The sequence below is a fragment of the Streptomyces sp. NBC_00028 genome (genome assembly GCF_045041065.1).
In the GTDB taxonomy this organism is placed as follows: Bacteria; Actinomycetota; Actinomycetes; order Streptomycetales; family Streptomycetaceae; genus Streptomyces.
In genome coordinates this window covers 5,339,744-5,359,019 of record NZ_CP108293.1, presented here as the reverse complement: position 1 = coordinate 5,359,019, position 19,276 = coordinate 5,339,744, and the positions used below count along the sequence as shown (strand labels likewise).

16 protein-coding genes and 1 tRNA gene are annotated in these 19,276 nt (G+C 68.7%); 7 read left to right on the top strand and 10 right to left on the bottom strand.

The annotated features are described in order from the left end of the window. Positions 1–14: 14 nt before the first annotated feature. From hrpA to OG885_RS24160, 3 genes are all read left to right on the top strand, one after another. Entirely contained in the window at positions 15–3,983 is a 3,969-nt protein-coding gene (gene hrpA / locus OG885_RS24170) for an ATP-dependent RNA helicase HrpA (protein WP_405734899.1), read from the top strand. Between the two features lie 120 nt (positions 3,984–4,103). Next, positions 4,104–4,178 (top strand) — tRNA-Asp (locus tag OG885_RS24165). Between the two features lie 344 nt (positions 4,179–4,522). Continuing rightward, positions 4,523–4,714: a DUF6274 family protein gene (locus OG885_RS24160; RefSeq protein WP_405734897.1), complete on the top strand. Its 192-nt coding sequence runs from the start codon at positions 4,523–4,525 to the stop codon at positions 4,712–4,714. Between the two features lie 459 nt (positions 4,715–5,173). Here OG885_RS24160 and bldC read toward each other — a convergent pair whose 3' ends face one another. Together bldC and OG885_RS24150 are read right to left on the bottom strand one after the other, a co-directional pair. Then, positions 5,174–5,380 (bottom strand): developmental transcriptional regulator BldC, encoded by a 207-nt coding sequence (gene bldC, locus OG885_RS24155; RefSeq protein ID WP_003949541.1) that lies wholly within the window; start codon positions 5,378–5,380, stop codon positions 5,174–5,176. 525 nt (positions 5,381–5,905) lie between these two features. Continuing rightward, positions 5,906–6,748 carry a hypothetical protein gene (locus OG885_RS24150; protein WP_405734895.1) on the bottom strand — a complete coding sequence of 281 codons (843 nt, stop codon included), beginning with the start codon at positions 6,746–6,748 and terminating at the stop codon, positions 5,906–5,908. A 222-nt stretch (positions 6,749–6,970) separates the two neighbouring features. On the opposite strand from OG885_RS24150, the gene OG885_RS24145 reads away from it, so the two are divergent. Together OG885_RS24145 and OG885_RS24140 are read left to right on the top strand one after the other, a co-directional pair. Further along, positions 6,971–8,068 carry a Leu/Phe/Val dehydrogenase gene (locus OG885_RS24145; RefSeq protein ID WP_405734893.1) on the top strand — a complete coding sequence of 366 codons (1,098 nt, stop codon included), beginning with the start codon at positions 6,971–6,973 and terminating at the stop codon, positions 8,066–8,068. Positions 8,069–8,362: 294 nt separating this feature from the next. Continuing rightward, complete coding sequence (locus OG885_RS24140; RefSeq protein ID WP_399966209.1) at positions 8,363–8,620, top strand: DUF3073 domain-containing protein; 258 nt, start codon at positions 8,363–8,365, stop codon at positions 8,618–8,620. A gap of 96 nt (positions 8,621–8,716) precedes the next feature. Here OG885_RS24140 and purM read toward each other — a convergent pair whose 3' ends face one another. The 5 genes from purM to OG885_RS24115 all read right to left on the bottom strand — a co-directional run bounded on the left by purM (position 8,717) and on the right by OG885_RS24115 (position 13,787). Then, positions 8,717–9,784, bottom strand: a complete 1,068-nt coding sequence (gene purM, locus OG885_RS24135) for a phosphoribosylformylglycinamidine cyclo-ligase (protein ID WP_405734891.1) — start codon at positions 9,782–9,784, stop codon at positions 8,717–8,719. A 33-nt stretch (positions 9,785–9,817) separates the two neighbouring features. Beyond that, a complete protein-coding gene (gene purF, locus OG885_RS24130; protein WP_405734889.1) occupies positions 9,818–11,347 on the bottom strand; it encodes an amidophosphoribosyltransferase in 1,530 nt (509 codons plus the stop codon). Between the two features lie 61 nt (positions 11,348–11,408). After that, on the bottom strand, positions 11,409–12,167 hold the full coding sequence (locus tag OG885_RS24125; protein ID WP_405734887.1) for an META domain-containing protein: 759 nt from the start codon (positions 12,165–12,167) through the stop codon (positions 11,409–11,411). 62 nt (positions 12,168–12,229) lie between these two features. Continuing rightward, the gene (locus OG885_RS24120; protein WP_405734885.1) at positions 12,230–13,027 is read right to left on the bottom strand and encodes a sterol carrier family protein; all 798 of its coding nucleotides are present in this window, start codon (positions 13,025–13,027) and stop codon (positions 12,230–12,232) included. 112 nt (positions 13,028–13,139) lie between these two features. Continuing rightward, positions 13,140–13,787 carry a TetR/AcrR family transcriptional regulator gene (locus OG885_RS24115; RefSeq protein WP_405734883.1) on the bottom strand — a complete coding sequence of 216 codons (648 nt, stop codon included), beginning with the start codon at positions 13,785–13,787 and terminating at the stop codon, positions 13,140–13,142. Positions 13,788–13,881: 94 nt separating this feature from the next. On the opposite strand from OG885_RS24115, the gene OG885_RS24110 reads away from it, so the two are divergent. Together OG885_RS24110 and OG885_RS24105 are read left to right on the top strand one after the other, a co-directional pair. Beyond that, a complete protein-coding gene (locus OG885_RS24110) occupies positions 13,882–15,306 on the top strand; it encodes an MFS transporter (protein WP_405734881.1) in 1,425 nt (474 codons plus the stop codon). 101 nt (positions 15,307–15,407) lie between these two features. Continuing rightward, positions 15,408–15,992, top strand: coding sequence for a Uma2 family endonuclease (locus OG885_RS24105; RefSeq protein ID WP_405734879.1), 585 nt, complete (start codon positions 15,408–15,410; stop codon positions 15,990–15,992). A gap of 53 nt (positions 15,993–16,045) precedes the next feature. Here the strand turns inward: OG885_RS24105 and purL are convergent, their stop codons facing one another. Genes purL through purS form a run of 3 tightly spaced genes read right to left on the bottom strand, consistent with a single transcriptional unit; the run spans position 16,046 to position 19,241 of the window. Then, positions 16,046–18,304, bottom strand: coding sequence for a phosphoribosylformylglycinamidine synthase subunit PurL (purL, locus tag OG885_RS24100; protein ID WP_405734877.1), 2,259 nt, complete (start codon positions 18,302–18,304; stop codon positions 16,046–16,048). After that, entirely contained in the window at positions 18,301–18,981 is a 681-nt protein-coding gene (purQ, locus tag OG885_RS24095) for a phosphoribosylformylglycinamidine synthase subunit PurQ (protein WP_399966199.1), read from the bottom strand. The genes purL and purQ overlap by 4 nt, the downstream gene beginning before the upstream one ends. Beyond that, positions 18,978–19,241 (bottom strand): phosphoribosylformylglycinamidine synthase subunit PurS, encoded by a 264-nt coding sequence (purS, locus tag OG885_RS24090; RefSeq protein WP_015659417.1) that lies wholly within the window; start codon positions 19,239–19,241, stop codon positions 18,978–18,980. The genes purQ and purS overlap by 4 nt, the downstream gene beginning before the upstream one ends. Positions 19,242–19,276 lie beyond the last annotated feature (35 nt).

Sequence of the window (19,276 nt, the reverse complement as noted above, 5' to 3'; positions counted from 1 at the left end):
ATCCTGGATCGCGTATGTCTACGCATCCCGCCTCCGCCCCCGGCGCCTCCGACGCCCCCAGCCTCGGTGCTCTCGCCCCCCGCCTGACCGAGCTGTCCCTGCGCGACGCGCACCGGATCGGCCGCAGGCTCGAAGGCGCGCGCAAGATCCGCAAGCCGGAGGCGCGCGCCGCCGTGCTCGCCGAGATCGAGGGCGAGGTGACGAGGGCGGAGGAGCGGATGGCCGGGCGACGCTCCCGCGTGCCCGCAGTCAGCTACCCCGAGCAGCTCCCGGTCAGCCAGAAGAAGGACGAGATCGCGGATGCGATCCGGGATCACCAGGTCGTGATCGTGGCCGGTGAGACCGGGTCCGGCAAGACCACCCAGATCCCGAAGATCTGTATGGAGCTGGGGCGTGGCGTGCGCGGCATGATCGGGCACACGCAGCCGCGCAGGATCGCCGCCCGTACCGTCGCCGAGCGCGTGGCCGAGGAGCTGAACACCCCCCTCGGCGAGGCCGTCGGCTGGAAGGTGCGGTTCACCGACCAGGTGAACCAGGACGCCACGTTCGTCAAGCTGATGACCGACGGCATCCTGCTCGCCGAGATCCAGACCGACCGCGAGCTGCGCGCCTACGACACGATCATCATCGACGAGGCCCACGAGCGGTCCCTCAACATCGACTTCCTGCTGGGCTATCTCGCCCAGCTGCTGCCGAAGCGCCCGGACCTCAAGGTCGTCATCACCTCCGCCACCATCGACCCCGAGCGCTTCTCCCGGCACTTCGGCAACGCCCCGATCGTCGAGGTCAGCGGCCGGACGTACCCGGTGGAGGTGCGCTATCGGCCGTTGCTGGAAGAGGACTCCGACGACTCCGACCGCGATCAGATCACCGCGATCTGCGACGCCGTCGAGGAGCTCCAGGGGGAAGGCAAGGGCGACATCCTCGTCTTCCTCTCGGGCGAGCGGGAGATCCGGGACACCGCCGACGCGCTCAACAAGAAGAACTATCGCTTCACCGAGGTCCTCCCCCTCTACGCCCGGCTCTCGCACGCCGAGCAGCACCGCGTCTTCCAGCAGCACACCGGGCGCAGGATCGTTCTGGCTACGAACGTCGCCGAGACCTCCCTCACCGTCCCGGGCATCAAGTACGTCATCGACCCCGGCTTCGCCCGCATCAGCCGCTACAGCCACCGCACCAAGGTCCAGCGGCTGCCGATCGAGGCGATCTCGCAGGCCAGCGCCAACCAGCGCAAGGGCCGCTGCGGCCGTACGTCCGACGGTGTCTGCATCCGCCTGTACTCCGAGGACGACTTCCTCGCCCGCCCGGAGTTCACGGACGCGGAGATCCTCCGTACGAACCTCGCCTCCGTCATCCTCCAGATGACCGCGGCCGGCCTCGGTGACATCGAGAAGTTCCCCTTCATCGACCCGCCGGACCACCGCAACATCCGCGACGGCGTGCAGCTCCTCCAGGAGCTGGGCGCCCTCGACCCGGCGCAGAAGGACCCGCGCAAGCGCCTCACCGACACCGGCCGCAAGCTCGCCCAGCTGCCCGTCGACCCTCGCCTCGCGCGGATGGTCCTGGAGGCCGACAAGAACGGCTGTGTCCGCGAGGTCATGGTCATAGCGGCGGCGCTGTCCATCCAGGACCCGCGTGAGCGCCCTGCCGACAAGCAGACCCAGGCCGACCAGCAGCACGCCCGCTTCAAGGACGAGACCAGCGACTTCCTCGCCTATCTGAACCTGTGGCGGTACGTCCGCGAGCAGCAGAAGGAGCGGGGGTCCAGCTCCTTCCGCCGGATGTGCAAGCAGGAGTACCTGAACTTCCTGCGCATCCGCGAGTGGCAGGACATCTATACGCAACTGCGTACGGTCGCCAAGCAGATGGGCATCCATCTGAACGAGGACGACGCCCCCGAGCAGTCCGTCCACGTCTCCCTCCTCGCGGGCCTTCTCTCCCACATCGGGATGAAGGACGTGAAGGACGGCAACAAGAACGAGTACCTGGGCGCCCGCAGCGCCAAGTTCGCGATCTTCCCCGGTTCGTCGCTCTTCAAGAAGCAGCCCCGTTTCGTCATGTCGGCGGAACTGGTGGAGACTTCACGCCTCTGGGCCCGGGTCAACGCGAAGGTCGAGCCCGAATGGGTCGAGCCGCTCGCCGAGCATCTGCTGAAGCGGACGTACTCCGAACCGCACTGGGAGAAGGACCAGGCGGCCGTGATGGCGTACGAGAAGGTCACGCTGTACGGCGTACCGATCGTCGCCCAGCGCAAGGTCAACTACGGCCGGATCGACCCGGAGACGTCCCGCGAGCTTTTCATCCGCAACGCGCTCGTCGAGGGCGACTGGCGGACGCACCACAAGTTCTACGCCGACAACCGCAAGCTGCTGAGCGAGGTCGAGGAGCTCGAACACCGGGCCCGGCGCCGGGACATCGTCGTGGACGACGACACCCTCTTCGACTTCTACGAGCAGCGGGTGCCCGAACACGTCGTCTCCGGCGCCCACTTCGACTCCTGGTGGAAGCGCAAGCGGCACGAGCAGCCCGACTTCCTCGACTTCGAGCGGGAGATGCTCATCCGCGAGTCGGCGGAGGCGGTCACCAAGGCCGACTATCCGGACTCCTGGCGGCAGGGCCAGCTGAAGTTCCGGGTCACCTACCAGTTCGAGCCGGGCGCGGACGCCGACGGTGTGACCGTCCACATCCCGCTCCAGGTCCTCAACCAGGTCACGGACGAGGGCTTCGACTGGCAGATCCCGGGCCTGCGGGAGGAGGTCGTCACGGAGCTGATCCGTTCCCTCCCCAAGCCGATCCGCCGCAACTACGTCCCGGCCCCGAACTTCGCCAAGCGCTTCCTGGACACGGCGGTGCCCCTCCAGGAGCCGTTGACGCTCACGATGGCCCGTGAGCTGAAGCGCATGGTGGGCGTGCCCTTCGAGGCCGAGGACTTCGACTGGGCGAAGATCCCGGACCACCTCCGCATCACCTTCCGGATCGTCGACGAGCGCCGCCGCAAGCTGGCCGAGGACAAGGATCTGGAGGCGCTGAAGCTCCAGCTGAGGCCGAAGGCACGCCAGGCCCTCTCCCAGGCCGCCGCGGCCACCGCGGAGCGCCAGGGCGGCGAGTCACTGGAGCGCAAGGGCCTGACGGACTGGACCATCGGCTCCCTCACCCGCGTCTTCGAGACCCGCCGGGCCGGCCAGCCGGTGAAGGCCTACCCGGCCCTGGTGGACGACGGCGACACGGTCTCGGTCCGGCTCTTCGACACGGAGGCCGAGCAGGCCGAGGCGATGTGGAAGGGCACGCGCAGGCTGGTGCTCCGCAACATCCCGGTGAACCCGGCGAAGTTCGCGAGCGATCACCTGACGAACGCCCAGAAGCTGGCACTCTCGGCCAACCCCCACGGCACGATCCAGGCCCTGTTCGACGACTGCGCGATGGCGGCGGCGGACAAGCTGATCGGCGACTTCGGGGGGCCGGCGTGGGACGAGGAGTCGTACCGGAAGCTGTACGACAAGGTCCGCGCGGAGATCGTCGACACGACCGTCCGTACCGTTGGGCAGGTGCAGCAGGTCCTTGCCGCCTGGCAGGCCTGTGAGCGCCGTCTGAAGGCCGTACGGAGCCCCGCGCTCCTCGCGAACCTGACGGACGTCCGCAAGCAGCTGGACGCCCTCGTGAAGCCGGGTTTCGTGACGGCGACGAGCCTGCGCCGACTGCCCGACCTCATGCGCTACCTGGTCGCCGCCGACCGCCGTCTCCAGCAGATGCCGACGGCCGTGCAGCGGGACACGACGCGCATGGAGAAGGTCCACGAGATGCAGGACGAGTACGCCTGGCTCCTGGAGCAGCTGCCGCAGGGCCGCCCGGTCCCGGCCGCGGTCCTGGACATCCGCTGGATGATCGAGGAGCTCCGGGTCAGCTATTTCGCCCACGCGCTGGGCACGGCGTACCCCGTCTCGGACAAGCGGATCGTGAAGGCGATCGACGCGGCTGTCCCGTAACCGACCCTGCACACTGGGTGAGTTCGCGCAGCACCCGCACCCTCCTGTACAGTCCTGTCTCGCAGCGCAACGCAGACGGAATCCAATATGCGACTCCGTCGCGTGGGCGCCGCGAAACCTGGTCCTGTGGAGCAGTTTGGAGTGCTCGCCACCCTGTCAAGGTGGAGGCCGCGGGTTCAAATCCCGTCAGGACCGCAGTGAGAAGCAAGGCCCGCACTCTTCGGGGATGGCGGGCCTTCTTCATGCGTACCTCACACCCCAAGTCGACTCGCCATCCTGTCAAGGTGGAGGCCGCGCCCGCGGCGCAGCCGCAGTCGGGTACAGCAAATCCCGTCAGGACCGCAGTGAGAGGCTCGGATCTTCGGATCCGGGCCTCTTTTCGTGCGTCGGCCATCGGATCCGGGGTCTTTTCGTGCGTCGGCCAGGTGGACGTCTCCCCACGCAGCCCCCCAAGTCGCCTCACGCCGTCTTGACGGCGTCACATTCGGTCGGTACCCAGAGACCAGGGCCCGTTCCCCGTGCGGCCCTGGAGGTGGCGTATGGCGGCTTCGGTCAGGCACGAGACGCGGGCGTTGCTCCGTGCCCATCTGGCAGCCGCCTCCTCCTATCGCCATCTGACGCGCCACTGCCCGATCTGTCATCAGCTGCTGCGGCTGGCCATGGACTCCCCACCGCGGGCCACGGAGCGGACCGCTGAGCCGGCGGAGGACGAAAGTCCCGCCGACGCGTGACCGTCGGCGACCCCAACACCCGTACCACCGTGGGACGGTGGAACGCGTGCCTCCTCTAGCGCACCTGAGTCAGAGGCAACAAGGACTCTGGCATGTGACGGGTGTCACCGCATGAGTTTCTGAAACCGAGGTACTTACACCTCGCCTACAACTGGTCAATTTAATATGTGCAATTGCACCAGCCCGGAGGCCCGCCCACAGGAGATCCGACACCCCTCCCCAGACTCCGACAAGCCCGCTCACAGGGGCCGCGCGCAAGGGTCGCCGGACGCACAAAAAAGATCGCGCTGGACCCGGCGGAGTCCAGCGCGATCGACGACGCACCCTGTGAGGTTCTGGGATGAGCTCGGGCGAGGGTCCCGTTGGGGCGGAACCCGCGTCGGTTGGAGCTTTTGAAGCGTTGTCACGGGCGTATCGGCACGTTGGGGGACCTGCCGGTTTGCCCGTTATTCAGTTGGTTCAGGCCTCGCTGCGCTGCTGCGGGATGCCCGCGAGCAGTGCACGGACCTCCGCCTCGCGGTAGCGGCGGTGCCCGCCGAGCGTACGGATGGAAGTAAGCTTCCCGGCCTTCGCCCACCGCGTGACCGTCTTCGGGTCCACACGGAACATGGTGGCGACCTCAGCCGGGGTCAGCAGCGGCTCGGCATCAGGGGTGCGAGCGGTCATGAGCGGCCTCCTCGGGAGAACCGATCGTTCTCGGTTCTTTCCTCTAAATTCTGCACCTTGACCCGCGTTGCCCGAAATGGCGGACGCGAGTCGAGTCGGTTATAGGACGAACGGCTTGTCCTCGGCACTACAACTACACCATCTGTCCAGCCGCGTCGGCCAAACCGATGGAATTGCCCCCAGGATGTTCATCGGCGACAGAGGCCGATGGACCATGCCATAGCGGACAGTCACGCCGCTGTGACGATCAGTCACAGAGCGATCAGGAGTCACCAGACCCCCCAAAGCGGAACCTCCCCCGGGCCCCTTGTCCTATTTTGGCATGAGGAGGGGGAAGAGACGCAAGAGCCAGGTACGTGCGGTCCATCACGCTTGACCGCACTTGAGCCTCAGTTGAGGCGAACGCCCGGATCGTGACGTACGTCCCATGTGGGGAGAGCCTCAAGGCACACAGGCAACTCAGTGCGAGGACAAAACCCCAAAACGAGCGTCACGTCAAACGTCCGTTCGTTATCTGAGCCGCGCTCAGTTCGCCGAGCGCCGGTCCCTGACCGACCGCCAGCGCTCCACCAGGCGCCCGTACGCCTCCCCCGCGGCCGCCCCGTCCCCCTGCCGCAGCGCCTCGATGCCCTCGGCCACGTCCGCCGCCGAGTGGTCGTCCTCCAGCTCGCCGGCCGGCAGTACGTGCACGAGGCCGCCGTAGTCCAGCTCGACCAGCGAGCGCGGATGGAACTCCTCCAGCCAACGCCCCACGTCCACCAGGCCGTCGATGAGCGGCCCCTCGTCGAGCGTGTCCTTGAGGGTCCGCAGGGCCCGCGCCACCCGCCGCCGCGCCTGCACCATCGGCGTCCGGTAGCGCAGCATCGGCGGGATGTCCCCCGACCCCTTGTCGAAGGACCGCTCCTCGTCGCCGACCAGCACGAACCAGTGCAGCGGCACCTGCCAGGTCGAGGAGCGGATCCAGGGGCGGGCGTCCGGGTTCCGGATCAGCCAGCGCTCGTAATCCTTGGCGGCCTGGAGCCGTACGACCTCCGGCAGCACCGCTTCGAGGACCGGCTTCGGCAGCTCCTCGGCCAGCTCCTCCAACGCCTGCCAGCCGCGCAGCCGGGTCCGCCAGGGGCAGACGCAGACCACACCGTCGACGTCCAGCACAAAGGCGTCGCTGCTCTCGTGCACCGGCACCGGGATCGGCGGGGTGGGCAGCAAGTCGGCCAGCGAGCGGCGCAGTTCGTCCTGGTACGAGGGACGGTCGGGGCGGCGGGCGTAGCGGGCCCAGTGGCCGCGTTCCGGCTCGGGGAAGGCCGCCAGCGGTTCGTACACGCGGAGATAGGTCGGGTACGGGACGACCACCGAGGACACCTTGGGCACGCCTGCTCCCTCCCCCGCCCACTGCCGGGAAAACCTGCGGAACCCGCTCACAAACGGGCGGGAAATCTATGCAAATCGTCGCACGGGGGTACTCCGTGGGTAGGTGATCCTGAGCACGGCGAGGTGGGCGGGTGCAGCCAGGCTCTAATCTCGTGCCCACAGCGCCCGCCACCCTTACGGGAGCTGGTCCCAACCGCCGCTACGCATCCAGGAGTCACCACAGTGACCGAAGTATCAGCCGGCGTCCTGCACACCCTGTTCCACTCGGACCAGGGCGGTCATGAGCAAGTCGTGCTCTGCCAGGACCGTGCCAGTGGCCTGAAGGCCGTCATCGCCCTCCACTCCACCGCGCTGGGCCCCGCACTCGGCGGCACGCGCTTCTACCCGTACGCGACCGAGGAGGAGGCCGTCGCCGACGCCCTGAACCTCGCGCGCGGGATGTCGTACAAGAACGCCATGGCCGGTCTCGACCACGGCGGCGGCAAAGCCGTGATCATCGGCGACCCGGACACGGTCAAGAGCGAGGAGCTGCTGCTCGCCTACGGCCGGTTCGTCGCCTCCCTGGGCGGGCGCTACGTCACGGCCTGCGACGTCGGCACGTACGTCGCCGACATGGACGTCGTCGCCCGTGAGTGCCGCTGGACCACAGGGCGTTCGCCGGAGAACGGCGGGGCGGGCGACTCCTCCGTGCTCACCGCGTTCGGCGTCTACCAGGGCATGCGGGCCTCCGCCCAGCATCTGTGGGGCGACCCCTCGCTGGCGGGACGCAAGGTCGGCATCGCGGGCGTCGGCAAGGTCGGCCACCACCTGGTGACCCACCTGCGCGAGGAGGGCGCCGAGGTCGTCATCACGGACGTGCGCGAGCAGGCCGTGGGCCGCATCCTCGCGGCGCACCCGACCGGCGTCACGGCCGTCGCCGACACCGCGACCCTGATCCGCGCCGAGGGCCTGGACATCTACGCCCCCTGCGCGCTGGGCGGCGCCCTGAACGACGACACCGTGCCGGCGCTCACCGCGAAGATCGTCTGCGGTGCGGCCAACAACCAGCTGGAGCACCCGGGCGTGGAGAAGGATCTCGCCGACCGCGGCATCCTCTACGCGCCGGACTACGTGGTGAACGCGGGCGGCGTCATCCAGGTCGCCGACGAGCTGCACGGCTTCGACTTCGACCGCTGCAAGGCCAAGGCGGCGAGGATCTACGACACCACGCTCGCCATATTCGCGCGTGCGAAGGCGGACGGTATCCCTCCGGCCGCCGCGGCCGACCGGATCGCCGAGCAGCGGATGCACGAGGCGGCGCTGGCGCACAGGGCGCGCTGACCGTCGTAGCCGGGTCGTGAGCGGTACCCGCCGACGGGCACTTAGAGAGAACTCTCACGTTCGTCGGCGGGTCGGCCGCCAAGAAGTGGTTAAAATCGCGGTTGACCAGCGAGGACAGGGCACCTCGAGGGTTCTGGGGCCAGGCACGTCCTGCGGGCGACGTACCGTATGGGCGCGGGCTCAGGTACCGTGGAAGCCCTACGGACCGGTCTCTCCACGGAGAGCCCGTTCCAGATCATGAACGCGTGTCAAGACTCTGGGGCCACCGAGCCCCGTATCCGAGGGGGTCGAGCCATGGGGCGCGGCCGGGCAAAGGCCAAGCAGACGAAGGTCGCCCGCCAGCTGAAGTACAGCAGCGGCGGGACAGATCTGTCGCGTCTGGCCAATGAGCTGGGCGCTTCGACTTCGAGCCAGCCGCCGAATGGCGAGCCGTTCGAGGACGACGAGGACGAAGACGACCCGTACTCCCAGTACGCGGATCTCTACAACGACGACGATGAGGACGAGGACGACCAGTCCGGTCCGTCGTCGCAGCAACGCCGCGGCGCTTGACGCTCCAGCTGTGCTTCACCCGGTCCGATGTGGTCCACACCACCGGACCGGGTTTTGCGCTGCCTGTCAGCGTCCGGCCTGTCAGCCTCCTGGCTGTCAGACCGCGTAGTCGCCGACCAGTTCCGCACCCGTGGTGTGGTCACCGCGGTCGGTGATCTCGCCCGCGATCCATGCCTCGACCCCACGGTCGGCAAGGGTGGTGAGCGCGACGTCCGCCGATTCCTCGGGGACGATCGCGATCATGCCCACGCCCATGTTCAGGGTCTTCTCCAGCTCCAGCCGCTCGACCTGACCCGTCTTGCCGACGAGGTCGAAGATCGGGGCGGGGGTCCAGGTGGAGCGGTCGACGATCGCGTGCAGGTCGTCGGGGATCACGCGGGCCAGATTGGCGGCGAGGCCACCACCGGTGACGTGCGAGTAGGCGTGCACGTCGGTGGTGCGCGTCAGCGCCAGGCAGTCCAGCGAGTAGATCTTGGTGGGCTCCAGGAGCTCCTCGCCGAGGGTGCGGCCCAGCTCCTCGATCCGCGCGTCCAGGGACAGGCCCGCCTGGTTCAGCAGGACGTGCCGGACGAGCGAGTACCCGTTCGAGTGAAGACCGGAGGCCGCCATGGCGATCACCGCGTCACCCGTACGGATGCGATCCGGGCCGAGGAGCCGGTCGGCCTCCACGACGCCCGTACCGGCGCCGGCGACATCGAAGTCGTCCGGACCGAGCAGGCCAGGGTGTTCGGCCGTCTCGCCGCCGACCAGGGCGCATCCGGCCAGGACACAGCCCTCGGCGATGCCCTTGACGATCGCGGCGACCCGCTCGGGGTGGACCTTGCCGACGCAGATGTAGTCGGTCATGAACAGCGGCTCGGCGCCGCACACCACGATGTCGTCCATGACCATCGCGACCAGGTCGTGGCCGATGGTGTCGTAGACGCCCAGCTGACGGGCGATGTCCACCTTCGTGCCCACGCCGTCCGTTGCGGAGGCGAGGAGGGGACGCTCGTAGTTCTTGAGGGCGGAGGCGTCGAAGAGGCCGGCGAAGCCACCGAGGCCGCCGAGGACCTCGGGGCGCTGGGTCTTCTTCACCCACTCCTTCATCAGCTCTACGGCGCGGTCACCCGCTTCGATGTCGACGCCCGCGGCTGCGTAGCTGGCACCAGTTGTCTCAGACATGACGGTGAGAACTTTCGTGTCGTACTGCAGGGCTTACGGGCGACGGATCGCGTCGGCCGCCGCCGTGGCTGCCGGACCGGCGGCCAGTTCGGTCTCCAGGAGCTGCTTGCCGAGCAGCTCGGGGTCCGGGAGCTCCATCGGGTACTCGCCGTCGAAGCAGGCGCGGCACAGGTTCGGCTTGGCGATGGTGGTCGCCTCGATCATGCCGTCGATGGAGATGTACGCCAGCGAGTCGGCGCCCAGCGAGGTGCCGATCTCGTCGATGGTCATGCCGTTGGCGATGAGCTCGGCGCGGGTCGCGAAGTCGATGCCGAAGAAGCAGGGCCACTTCACGGGCGGCGAGGAGATCCGGATGTGGACCTCGGCGGCGCCCGCCTCACGGAGCATCCGCACCAGCGCCCGCTGGGTGTTGCCGCGCACGATCGAGTCGTCGACGACGACCAGGCGCTTGCCCTTGATGACTTCCTTCAGCGGGTTCAGCTTGAGGCGGATACCGAGCTGCCGGATCGTCTGGGAGGGCTGGATGAACGTACGGCCGACGTACGCGTTCTTCACCAGGCCGGCGCCGAACGGGATGCCGGACGCCTCCGCGTAGCCGATGGCGGCCGGGGTGCCGGATTCCGGAGTCGCTATGACCAGGTCGGCGTCGACCGGGGCTTCCTTGGCCAGCTTGCGGCCCATCTCCACACGGGAGAGGTACACGTTGCGGCCGGCGATGTCGGTGTCGGGGCGCGCGAGGTACACGTACTCGAAGACACAGCCCTTGGGCTTCGCTTCCGCGAATCGGGAGCTGCGCAGACCGTTCTCGTCGATGGCGATGAACTCGCCCGGCTCGATCTCACGGACGAAGCTCGCGCCGCAGATGTCGAGGGCGGCGCCCTCGGAGGCGACGACCCAGCCGCGCTCCAGACGGCCGAGAACCAGCGGGCGGATGCCCTGCGGGTCGCGGGCGGCATAGAGCGTGTGCTCGTCCATGAAGACGAGGGAGAAGGCGCCTCGGACCTGCGGGAGGACCTTCGAGGAGGCTTCCTCGATGGTCAGCGGCTTGCCGTCCTCGTCGACCTGGGCCGCGAGGAGCGCGGTCAGCAGGTCGGTGTCGTTGGTGGCCGCGACCCGGGTCGAGCGGCCGTTGGTGTCCTTGGGGAGGTCGGCGACCATCTCGGCGAGCTGCGCCGTGTTGACCAGGTTGCCGTTGTGGCCGAGCGCGATCGAGCCGTGCGCGGTGGCACGGAACGTCGGCTGGGCGTTCTCCCACACGGAGGCACCGGTGGTCGAGTAGCGGGCGTGACCGACCGCGATATGACCCTGGAGCGAACCGAGAGAGGTCTCGTCGAAGACCTGGGAAACGAGGCCCATGTCCTTGAAGACGAGGATCTGGGAGCCGTTGCTGACCGCGATACCCGCGGATTCCTGGCCCCGATGCTGGAGGGCGTAGAGCCCGAAGTAAGTGAGCTTGGCGACCTCTTCACCCGGAGCCCAGACACCGAAGACGCCACACGCGTCCTGGGGGCCTTTCTCGCCGGGGAGCAGATCATGATTGAGTCGACCGTCACCACGTGGCACGTCCCCGAGTGTAGGCGAGGTCGACCACTGGTCCGAATTGGGGATACGGACCTTTAAGGGATCACTCGGCCGCGACCGCGTTGGTGGTTTTTCCGTTTTCGCTGGTCAGCGTGAGGGAGCGATGATCCAGTTCGTACCTCACCGTGCTGTCGAAGAGGCCCAGGAGGGCCTTCTCCGTCTTCATGAGTGAGGTGTCGCACACCATTCGGGTGGTGGCGGGAGCGCCCAGGGTGATATGTCCGTCGCGGACCGTGGCAGTCGCCGTCACCTTGTTGCAGCCGAGGCTGCCGGTCACCTTCCCGGTCTTCTCGTCGAAGCTGAGGTGGGCCTCGCCGGTGGGAGCGGGCGAGGTGATGTCCCATCGGGTGCCGTGGAGCGGGGCGTCCTTCTCCTCGGTCAGCCGGACCCTGTCGCCGCCGTCGGTGGTGAGCGTGAGCCGGTCGCCCGTGACGTCGGTCTTCAGGGCGCTGCTCGCGAGGGTGCGGGCGAGGGTCGTCTCGAAGGCCATGGGCCGTTCCTCGCAGGCCATCTCCGTGGTCGTGGTGTCGCTGAGCCGGAGGGCGCCGTCCTCGAAGGCGACCTTGGCGGTGAAGTGGTTGCAGCCGTAGTTGCCGGCCGCCTTGCCGTCCTCGATCGTCATGTTCGCGCCGGTGGGGGCCCGGTGGGTGGTGCCGTCGACGGTGACGCTGTCGACGCTCCAGTGGACGCCGGTGACGGATCGCTCGGCGCTGACCGAACCGCCGTCGGCCCGCTCGGTTCCGCAGGCCGCGGCGAGCGGGAGGACGGTCAGGACGGCGAGGGTGATTCGCTGTGTGTCCATGCCGCTGGGACGGGTGGGGCGGGAGGCCGGTTCCACCGACATCCCCTGCCCGCCGTCCCCGGTCAGCCCATCAGGGGAAGAAGGCCGGCCAGGTCCGCCCGCTCCCCGCTCGCGCTCACCTTCGCCTCCTCAACGGCGTCCTTCCAGGTCAGCCGCCCGGTCGCGAGCCGGATCCAGGTCAGCGGGTCGGTCTCGACGACATTGGGCGGGGTGCCGCGGGTGTGCCGGGGCCCCTCGACGCACTGCACCACCGCGAACGGCGGCACCCGCACCTCGGTCGAGCCGCCGGGGGCCTTCGCGGCGAGGGCGTCGGCGAGGAGCCGGGTGCAGGCGGCCAGGGCCTGGCGGTCGTGGGGGATGTCGAGGCCGGGGACGGCGGCGTTCAGGTCGTCGGTGTGGACGACGAGTTCGACGGTCCGGGTGACCAGGTAGTCGGCGAGGGTCATGGCGCCGGTGCGGCTGCCGATGAGACGGTCGTTGGGAGCCCGGTCGAGGCTCTCGGTGAAGCGTTCCCCGGTGCGGGCGTAGAGGGCGTCGAGATCGGGGTGGGCGGCGGCGAGCTCCTGGGTGCCGTCCGAGATGTCCTCTGCGCGGCCGGCGGTGGTGGCGGGCCAGTCCAGGAGGGCGAGCGTGCGCTTCGGCGGCTCCTCGGCCTCCAGGGCACGGCTGATGGCTCCGACGGCCATGGTGACGTGGGCGGCGAGGTCGCGGACGGTCCAGTCGCCGAGCCGGGTGGGGGCGGCGAGCTGTTCCGGGGTGAGGGTGCCGACGGCTTGGCGTACGTGCCCGAACTGGGTGAGCACCGCGGCGCGGATCCTGGCGGGGTCGTAGCTGCGGGTGCGCTTCTTGGCCGGTGGCATGAGGGCCAGCCTAGGTCGTGCCCGGTGCGGCGAGTGGGGGCACCTCCCACGCCCTTAAGGCAGTGAGGGAGTGCATGGCGGCTCCCGGCAGACGGGACTTCGCGGACACGACCTAGACCTGTCGGACGGCGTACCCGGCGAGGCCGCCCTCCACCAACGCGAAGGCCCGCTCGGCCCGTTCGGCGGCGTCGGCGGCGACCTCCTCGACGCTCTCGCCGGCGTCTATGCGCAGATGGTGCTCCTCGACCAGGACCTGGCGGACGGTGGTGAGCGTGGCGGCCACGATCAGCGACGAGGTGCGCTCACCGGTCTCCTCGATGAGCAGGTCGGCGAGTTCGCGGGCGCCCTTCTCGGCCGTCAGGTAGGCCCGCTCGCGGAGCACCGGCGTCGCCAGGATGACCGAGCGGATACGGCGGGCGAAGGGCTCGGCGTTGAGGCCGACCGAGGGGTCGCGGGCCTCGATCATCTCCAGGAACTGCCGGCGTACGGCCTCCAACGCGGACTCGCCGGGCGGGCGCTCGCGCACCGCGCGCGCCGGGTCGGAGAAGTGCTCCTCCATCGGCTTGAAGACCAAGTCCTCTTTCGTACCGAAGTAGTTGAAGACGGTCATCTTGGAGACCTCGGAGGCGTCGGCGATCTCCTGCACGGAGACCGCGTCGAAGCCCTTCTCGTCGAACAGGGCCACCGCGGTCCGGTAGATCCGTATCGCCGTCTGCAGCTTCTTGCGCTCGCGCAGCCCCATGCCTTCAGCAAAAGCCATGGCGGCACCCTACCAAGCATCGCTGTACCAAGATGAAATTTGAGCCGAGATAAAACATTGACTCGGTACACATTCCTCGGGCATGGTGCTGCCCATGACCGAAACCCAGCGCAAGATCGGCTTCCTCGTCTGCCTCGCCACGATCGTGCTGGCCGTCCTGGACATGCAGATCGTGTCCGCGGCGACCGTCCCGATCGTCCGGGACCTCGACCCCGCGCACGGCATCGACAAGATCCCGTGGCTGGTCAGCGCCTTCTCGCTGGCCTCGGCCGCGGTGCTCCCGCTCTACGGCAAGCTCTGCGACACCCTCGGCGCCAAGCAGGTCTTCCTCGGAGCGGTCGCCACCTTCCTGTTCGGCTCGGCGCTGTGCGGCGCCGCCCAGTCGATCGGCCAGCTGATCGCCGCCCGGGCGGTCCAGGGCATCGGCGCCGGCGGTCTGATGAGCGTGACGATGGTGGTGATCGCCCAGCTCAAGGAGCCGGGCAAGGAGAAGGACAGCAAGGGCGCCGGCATGGGCGGCATCGTCGCGGGCGGCGGCATGGCGCTCGGCCCGTGGATCGGCGGCGTGCTCTCGGACCACGCGAGCTGGCGATGGATCTTCTACGTCAACCTGCCCATCGGCATCGCGGTCCTCGCCCTCTCCGCGCTGGTCCTGAAGCTCCCCCGGCACACGGAGAGGCACCGCATCGACTTCCCCGGCGCGGCCCTCGCCGCCGCCTTCTCCACCACGCTGCTGCTGGTCACCGAATGGGGCGGCAAGGAGTACGACTGGACGTCACCGCAGGTCATAGGGCTGGCACTGGCCTCCGCGGCCTCCCTCGCCCTCTTCCTGCGCCGCCAGGGCACCGCCGCCGAGCCGATCCTGCCGCTGTCCATGTTCCGGGTCCCGGAACTGCGCTGGGGCTTCGCCATCCAGGGGCTCGTCGGCGCGGCCATGGTCGGTTCGATGTACTACGTGATGGTCTATCTCCAGGTCGTCCGGGGCATCGCGAGCTCCTCGGCGGGGCTGTATCTCCTCCCCATGGCCATCGGCATGACAGTCGTCGGCATCGTCACCGGCAAGCTCACCGAACGCGGCTGGTCCGAGCGGACGTTCGTGGTCACGGGCTCCGCCGTCACCGCCGTGGCCTTCCTCCTCCTGGCCACCACCGGCACCGACACCTCACTGTGGTGGCTGCGCGCCGAACTGCTCCTCGTCGGCGCCGGGTTCGGTCAGCTGATCGGCCAGCTCATCCAGCTCGTCCAGTACGCGGCACCCCGCCATCAGCTCGGGGTCGCGACGACCGCCGTCCGCTTCTTCCAGACCCTCGGCACGGCCCTGGGCGCCGCCCTGTTCGGCACCCTGATCAGCAGGCTGAGCGACGGCACGGACATGACGTCGTACGTCTCCGCCATGGACGCGGTGTTCCTGTGCGGGGCGGCACTGATGGGGCTCGGGGTGGTGCTGGCGCTGCGGCTGCCGAAGGCGGGGCCGGCGTCCTCGGAGCATGCCCCCGCACCGGTGCCCGTCGGGAACTGAAGTCCGCGGGGGCGATCACTCGTACGTGTGATCGGCTGCGAAAGCCGCCCCGCGGCGCCGGGCCCGGACAACACTGGCTTCCGCCTGGAAGGGGGTGCAACATGACGGTTATGGCCGAGCGCACGTCTCAGATGTCGGTGGAGGAGTTCGAAACGATCGCCTCCGCCGCTCCCGAGACCGTCACGTTGGAGTTCATCGACGGACGGATCGGAGTCAAGAAGGTGACGGACGGGGACCACGACACGATCGTGTCCTGGCTGACAAAACGCTGCATCCAAGCCCGACCCGACCTGGACGTGTATCACGGTCGAGGTCTCCGGGTAGCCGCGTATCGGCAGGGCCGAGCGAAGCCTGACGCGGTGCTCACGCCCGAGGCTCACTTTGCGGCATACGGGGAATGGGCCGATCCGGAGGGGGCCCTCATGGTCGTCGAGGTCACCTCGTACGACTCGGACACCGACCGGCGTGACCGCTACGAGAAGCCGGCCGCTTACGGCCAGGCGGAGATCCCGGTGTACCTGCTGATCGACCGCGACTCCTGCACGGTCACGCTTCACAGCTCACCAGACCGGAAGATCGGTGGCTACCGCGTCGTACACACCGCCAAGTTCGGCGAGAAGGTGCTCCTCCCCGACCCGATCGGCATCGAGCTCGACACGGAGATCCTCAAGAACTACGTCCGATAGAGCGAGAAGGTCCCGTCCATGGATCGGACGGGACCTTCGTGTCGTACCGCCGACTACGCCAGCAGCGCCGGGATCGTCTCCTCGTGCGCCTTGCGCAGCTCCTCCAGGGTCAGCTCGAACTCGCCCTGGAGCTCGACCGTGTCCCCGTCCACGACACCGATGCGGATGACCGGGAGGCCCCGCGCACCGCACATGTCGTTGAAGCGGACCTCCTCGGAGCGCGGCACGGCGACGACCGCGCGGCCCGCCGACTCGGAGAAGAGGAAGGTGAAGGCGTCCAGCCCGTCCGGTACGACCAGACGCGCGCCCTTGCCGCCGAGCAGCGCCGACTCCACGACCGCCTGGACCAGACCGCCGTCGGACAGGTCGTGCGCGGAGTCGATCATGCCGTCGCGGGAGGCCGAGATCAGGATCTCCGCGAGGAGGCGCTCACGCTCCAGGTCCACCTTCGGCGGCAGACCGCCCAGGTGGTCGTGGACGACCTGCGACCACGCCGAGCCGCCGAACTCCTCACGCGTGTCGCCGAGGAGGTAGAGCAGCTGCCCCTCCTCCTGGAAGGCGACGGGCGTGCGGCGGGCGACGTCGTCGATGACGCCGAGCACCGCGACCACGGGGGTCGGGTGGATGGCGACCTCGCCGGTCTGGTTGTAGAGCGAGACGTTGCCGCCGGTCACCGGGGTGCCGAGCTGCTGGCAGGCGTCGGCGAGTCCACGGATGGCCTCGGCGAACTGCCACATCACGGCCGGGTCCTCGGGCGAGCCGAAGTTCAGGCAGTCGGAGACGGCGAGGGGCTTGGCGCCGGTGGTGGCGACATTGCGGTACGCCTCCGACAGCGCCAACTGGGCGCCCGCGTACGGATCCAGCTTGGCGTAGCGGCCGTTGCCGTCCGTCGCGATGGCGACGCCGAGGCCGGTCTCCTCGTCGATGCGGATCATGCCCGAGTCCTCGGGCTGGGCCAGCACCGTGTTGCCCTGCACGAAGTGGTCGTACTGGGACGTGATCCACTTCTTGGAGGCCTGGTTCGGGGACGACACGAGCTTCAGGACCTGCTGCTTCAGCTCGTCCGACGTCGCGGGCCGCGGCAGCTTGTTGGCGTCGTCCGCCTGGAGCTCGTCCTGCCAGGACGGTCGGGCGTACGGACGCTCGTAGACCGGACCGTCGTGGGCGACCGTGCGCGGGTCGACGTCGACGATCTTGCCGCCGTGCCAGAAGATCTCGAGGCGGTCGCCGTCCGTGACCTCACCGATCACCGTGGCGATGACGTCCCACTTCTCGCAGATCTCCAGGAACCGGTCGACCTTCTCCGGCTCCACGACCGCGCACATGCGTTCCTGCGACTCGCTCATGAGGATTTCCTCGGGAGAGAGGGTCGAGTCACGCAGGGGGACGTCGTCGAGGGTGACGCGCATGCCGCCCGAGCCGTTCGAGGCGAGCTCGGAGGTGGCACAGGAGAGACCGGCGGCGCCGAGGTCCTGGATACCGACGACCAGCTTCTCCTTGAAGGCCTCCAGGGTGCACTCGATGAGGAGCTTCTCCTGGAAGGGGTCGCCGACCTGGACGGCCGGACGCTTCGAGGGCTTGGCGTCGTCGAAGGTCTCGGAGGCCAGGATCGAGGCGCCGCCGATGCCGTCGCCGCCCGTGCGGGCCCCGTAGAGGATGACCTTGTTGCCCGCGCCGGAGGCCTTCGCGAGGTGGATGTCCTCGTGCCGCATGACGCCGATGGCACCGGCGTTGACCAGCGGGTTGCCCTGGTAGCAGGCGTCGAAGACGACCTCGCCGCCGATGTTGGGCAGGCCCAGGCAGTTGCCGTAGCCGCCGATACCGGCGACGACGCCCGGCAGGACGCGCTTGGTGTCGGGGTGGTCCGCGGCACCGAAGCGCAGCGGGTCCACGACCGCGACCGGCCGCGCGCCCATCGCGATGATGTCGCGGACGATGCCGCCGACACCCGTGGCCGCACCCTGGTAGGGCTCGACGTACGACGGGTGGTTGTGCGACTCGACCTTGAAGGTGACCGCGTAGCCCTGGCCGACGTCGACCACGCCCGCGTTCTCGCCGATACCGACGAGGAGGGCGTCGGACTGGGGGGCCTTCTCGCCGAACTGGCGCAGGTGCACCTTCGACGACTTGTACGAGCAGTGCTCGGACCACATGACCGAGTACATGGCGAGCTCGGCACCGGTGGGCCGGCGGCCGAGGATCTCCACGACCCGCTCGTACTCGTCCTTCTTCAGACCGAGTTCGGCCCAGGGCAGCTCGACGTCGGGGGTCGCGGCCGCGTGCTCGACCGTGTCCAGAGGCGTCCGGCTCATGCGTTGACCAGCTTCTTGAGGATCGAGGTGAAGAACGGGAGGCCGTCGGTGCGGCCCGTGCCGATCAGCGGCTCGGTGGCGTGCTCCGGGTGCGGCATGAGGCCTACGACGTTCCCGGCCTCGTTGGTGATGCCGGCGATGTCGCGGAGCGAGCCGTTGGGGTTGAAGTCCACATACCGGAAAGCGACGCGGCCCTCGGCCTCCAGCTTGTCCAGCGTGTACTCGTCGGCGACGTACCGGCCGTCCATGTTCTTCAGCGGGATGTGGATCTCCTGGCCCGCCTCGTAGTCGACGGTCCACGCGGTGTCCGCGTTCTCCACCCGCAGCTTCTGGTCGCGGCAGATGAAGTGGAGGTGGTCGTTGCCGAGCATCCCGCCCGGGAGGAGGTGGGCCTCGGTGAGGATCTGGAAGCCGTTGCAGATACCGAGGACCGGAAGTCCTGCCTTGGCCTGCTCGATGACCGTCTCCATCACCGGCGAGAAGCGGGAGATGGCGCCGGCCCGCAGATAGTCGCCGTAGGAGAAACCACCCGGAAGAACGACCGCGTCCACCTGGTGGAGGTCCTTGTCCTTGTGCCAGAGAGCGACCGGTTCGGCGCCCGCGAGGCGGATCGCGCGCTGGGTGTCCCGGTCGTCGAGACTCCCCGGGAAAGTGACGACGCCAATACGAGCGGTCACTTCGCGGCCTCCGCGACTTCTTCCACCTTCACCGTGAAGTCCTCGATCACGGTGTTGGCGAGGAAGGATTCCGCAAGATCATGGATGCGGGCGAGGGCGGCCTCGTCGACCGGCCCGTCAACTTCCAGTTCGAAACGCTTTCCCTGGCGGACGTCCGAGATGCCTTCGAAACCCAGACGCGGCAGTGCGCGCTGCACCGCCTGGCCCTGGGGGTCGAGGATCTCCGGCTTGAGCATGACGTCGACTACGACGCGTGCCACTGGCACTCCCGGTGTGTGGTGCTGAGCAGGTTCCT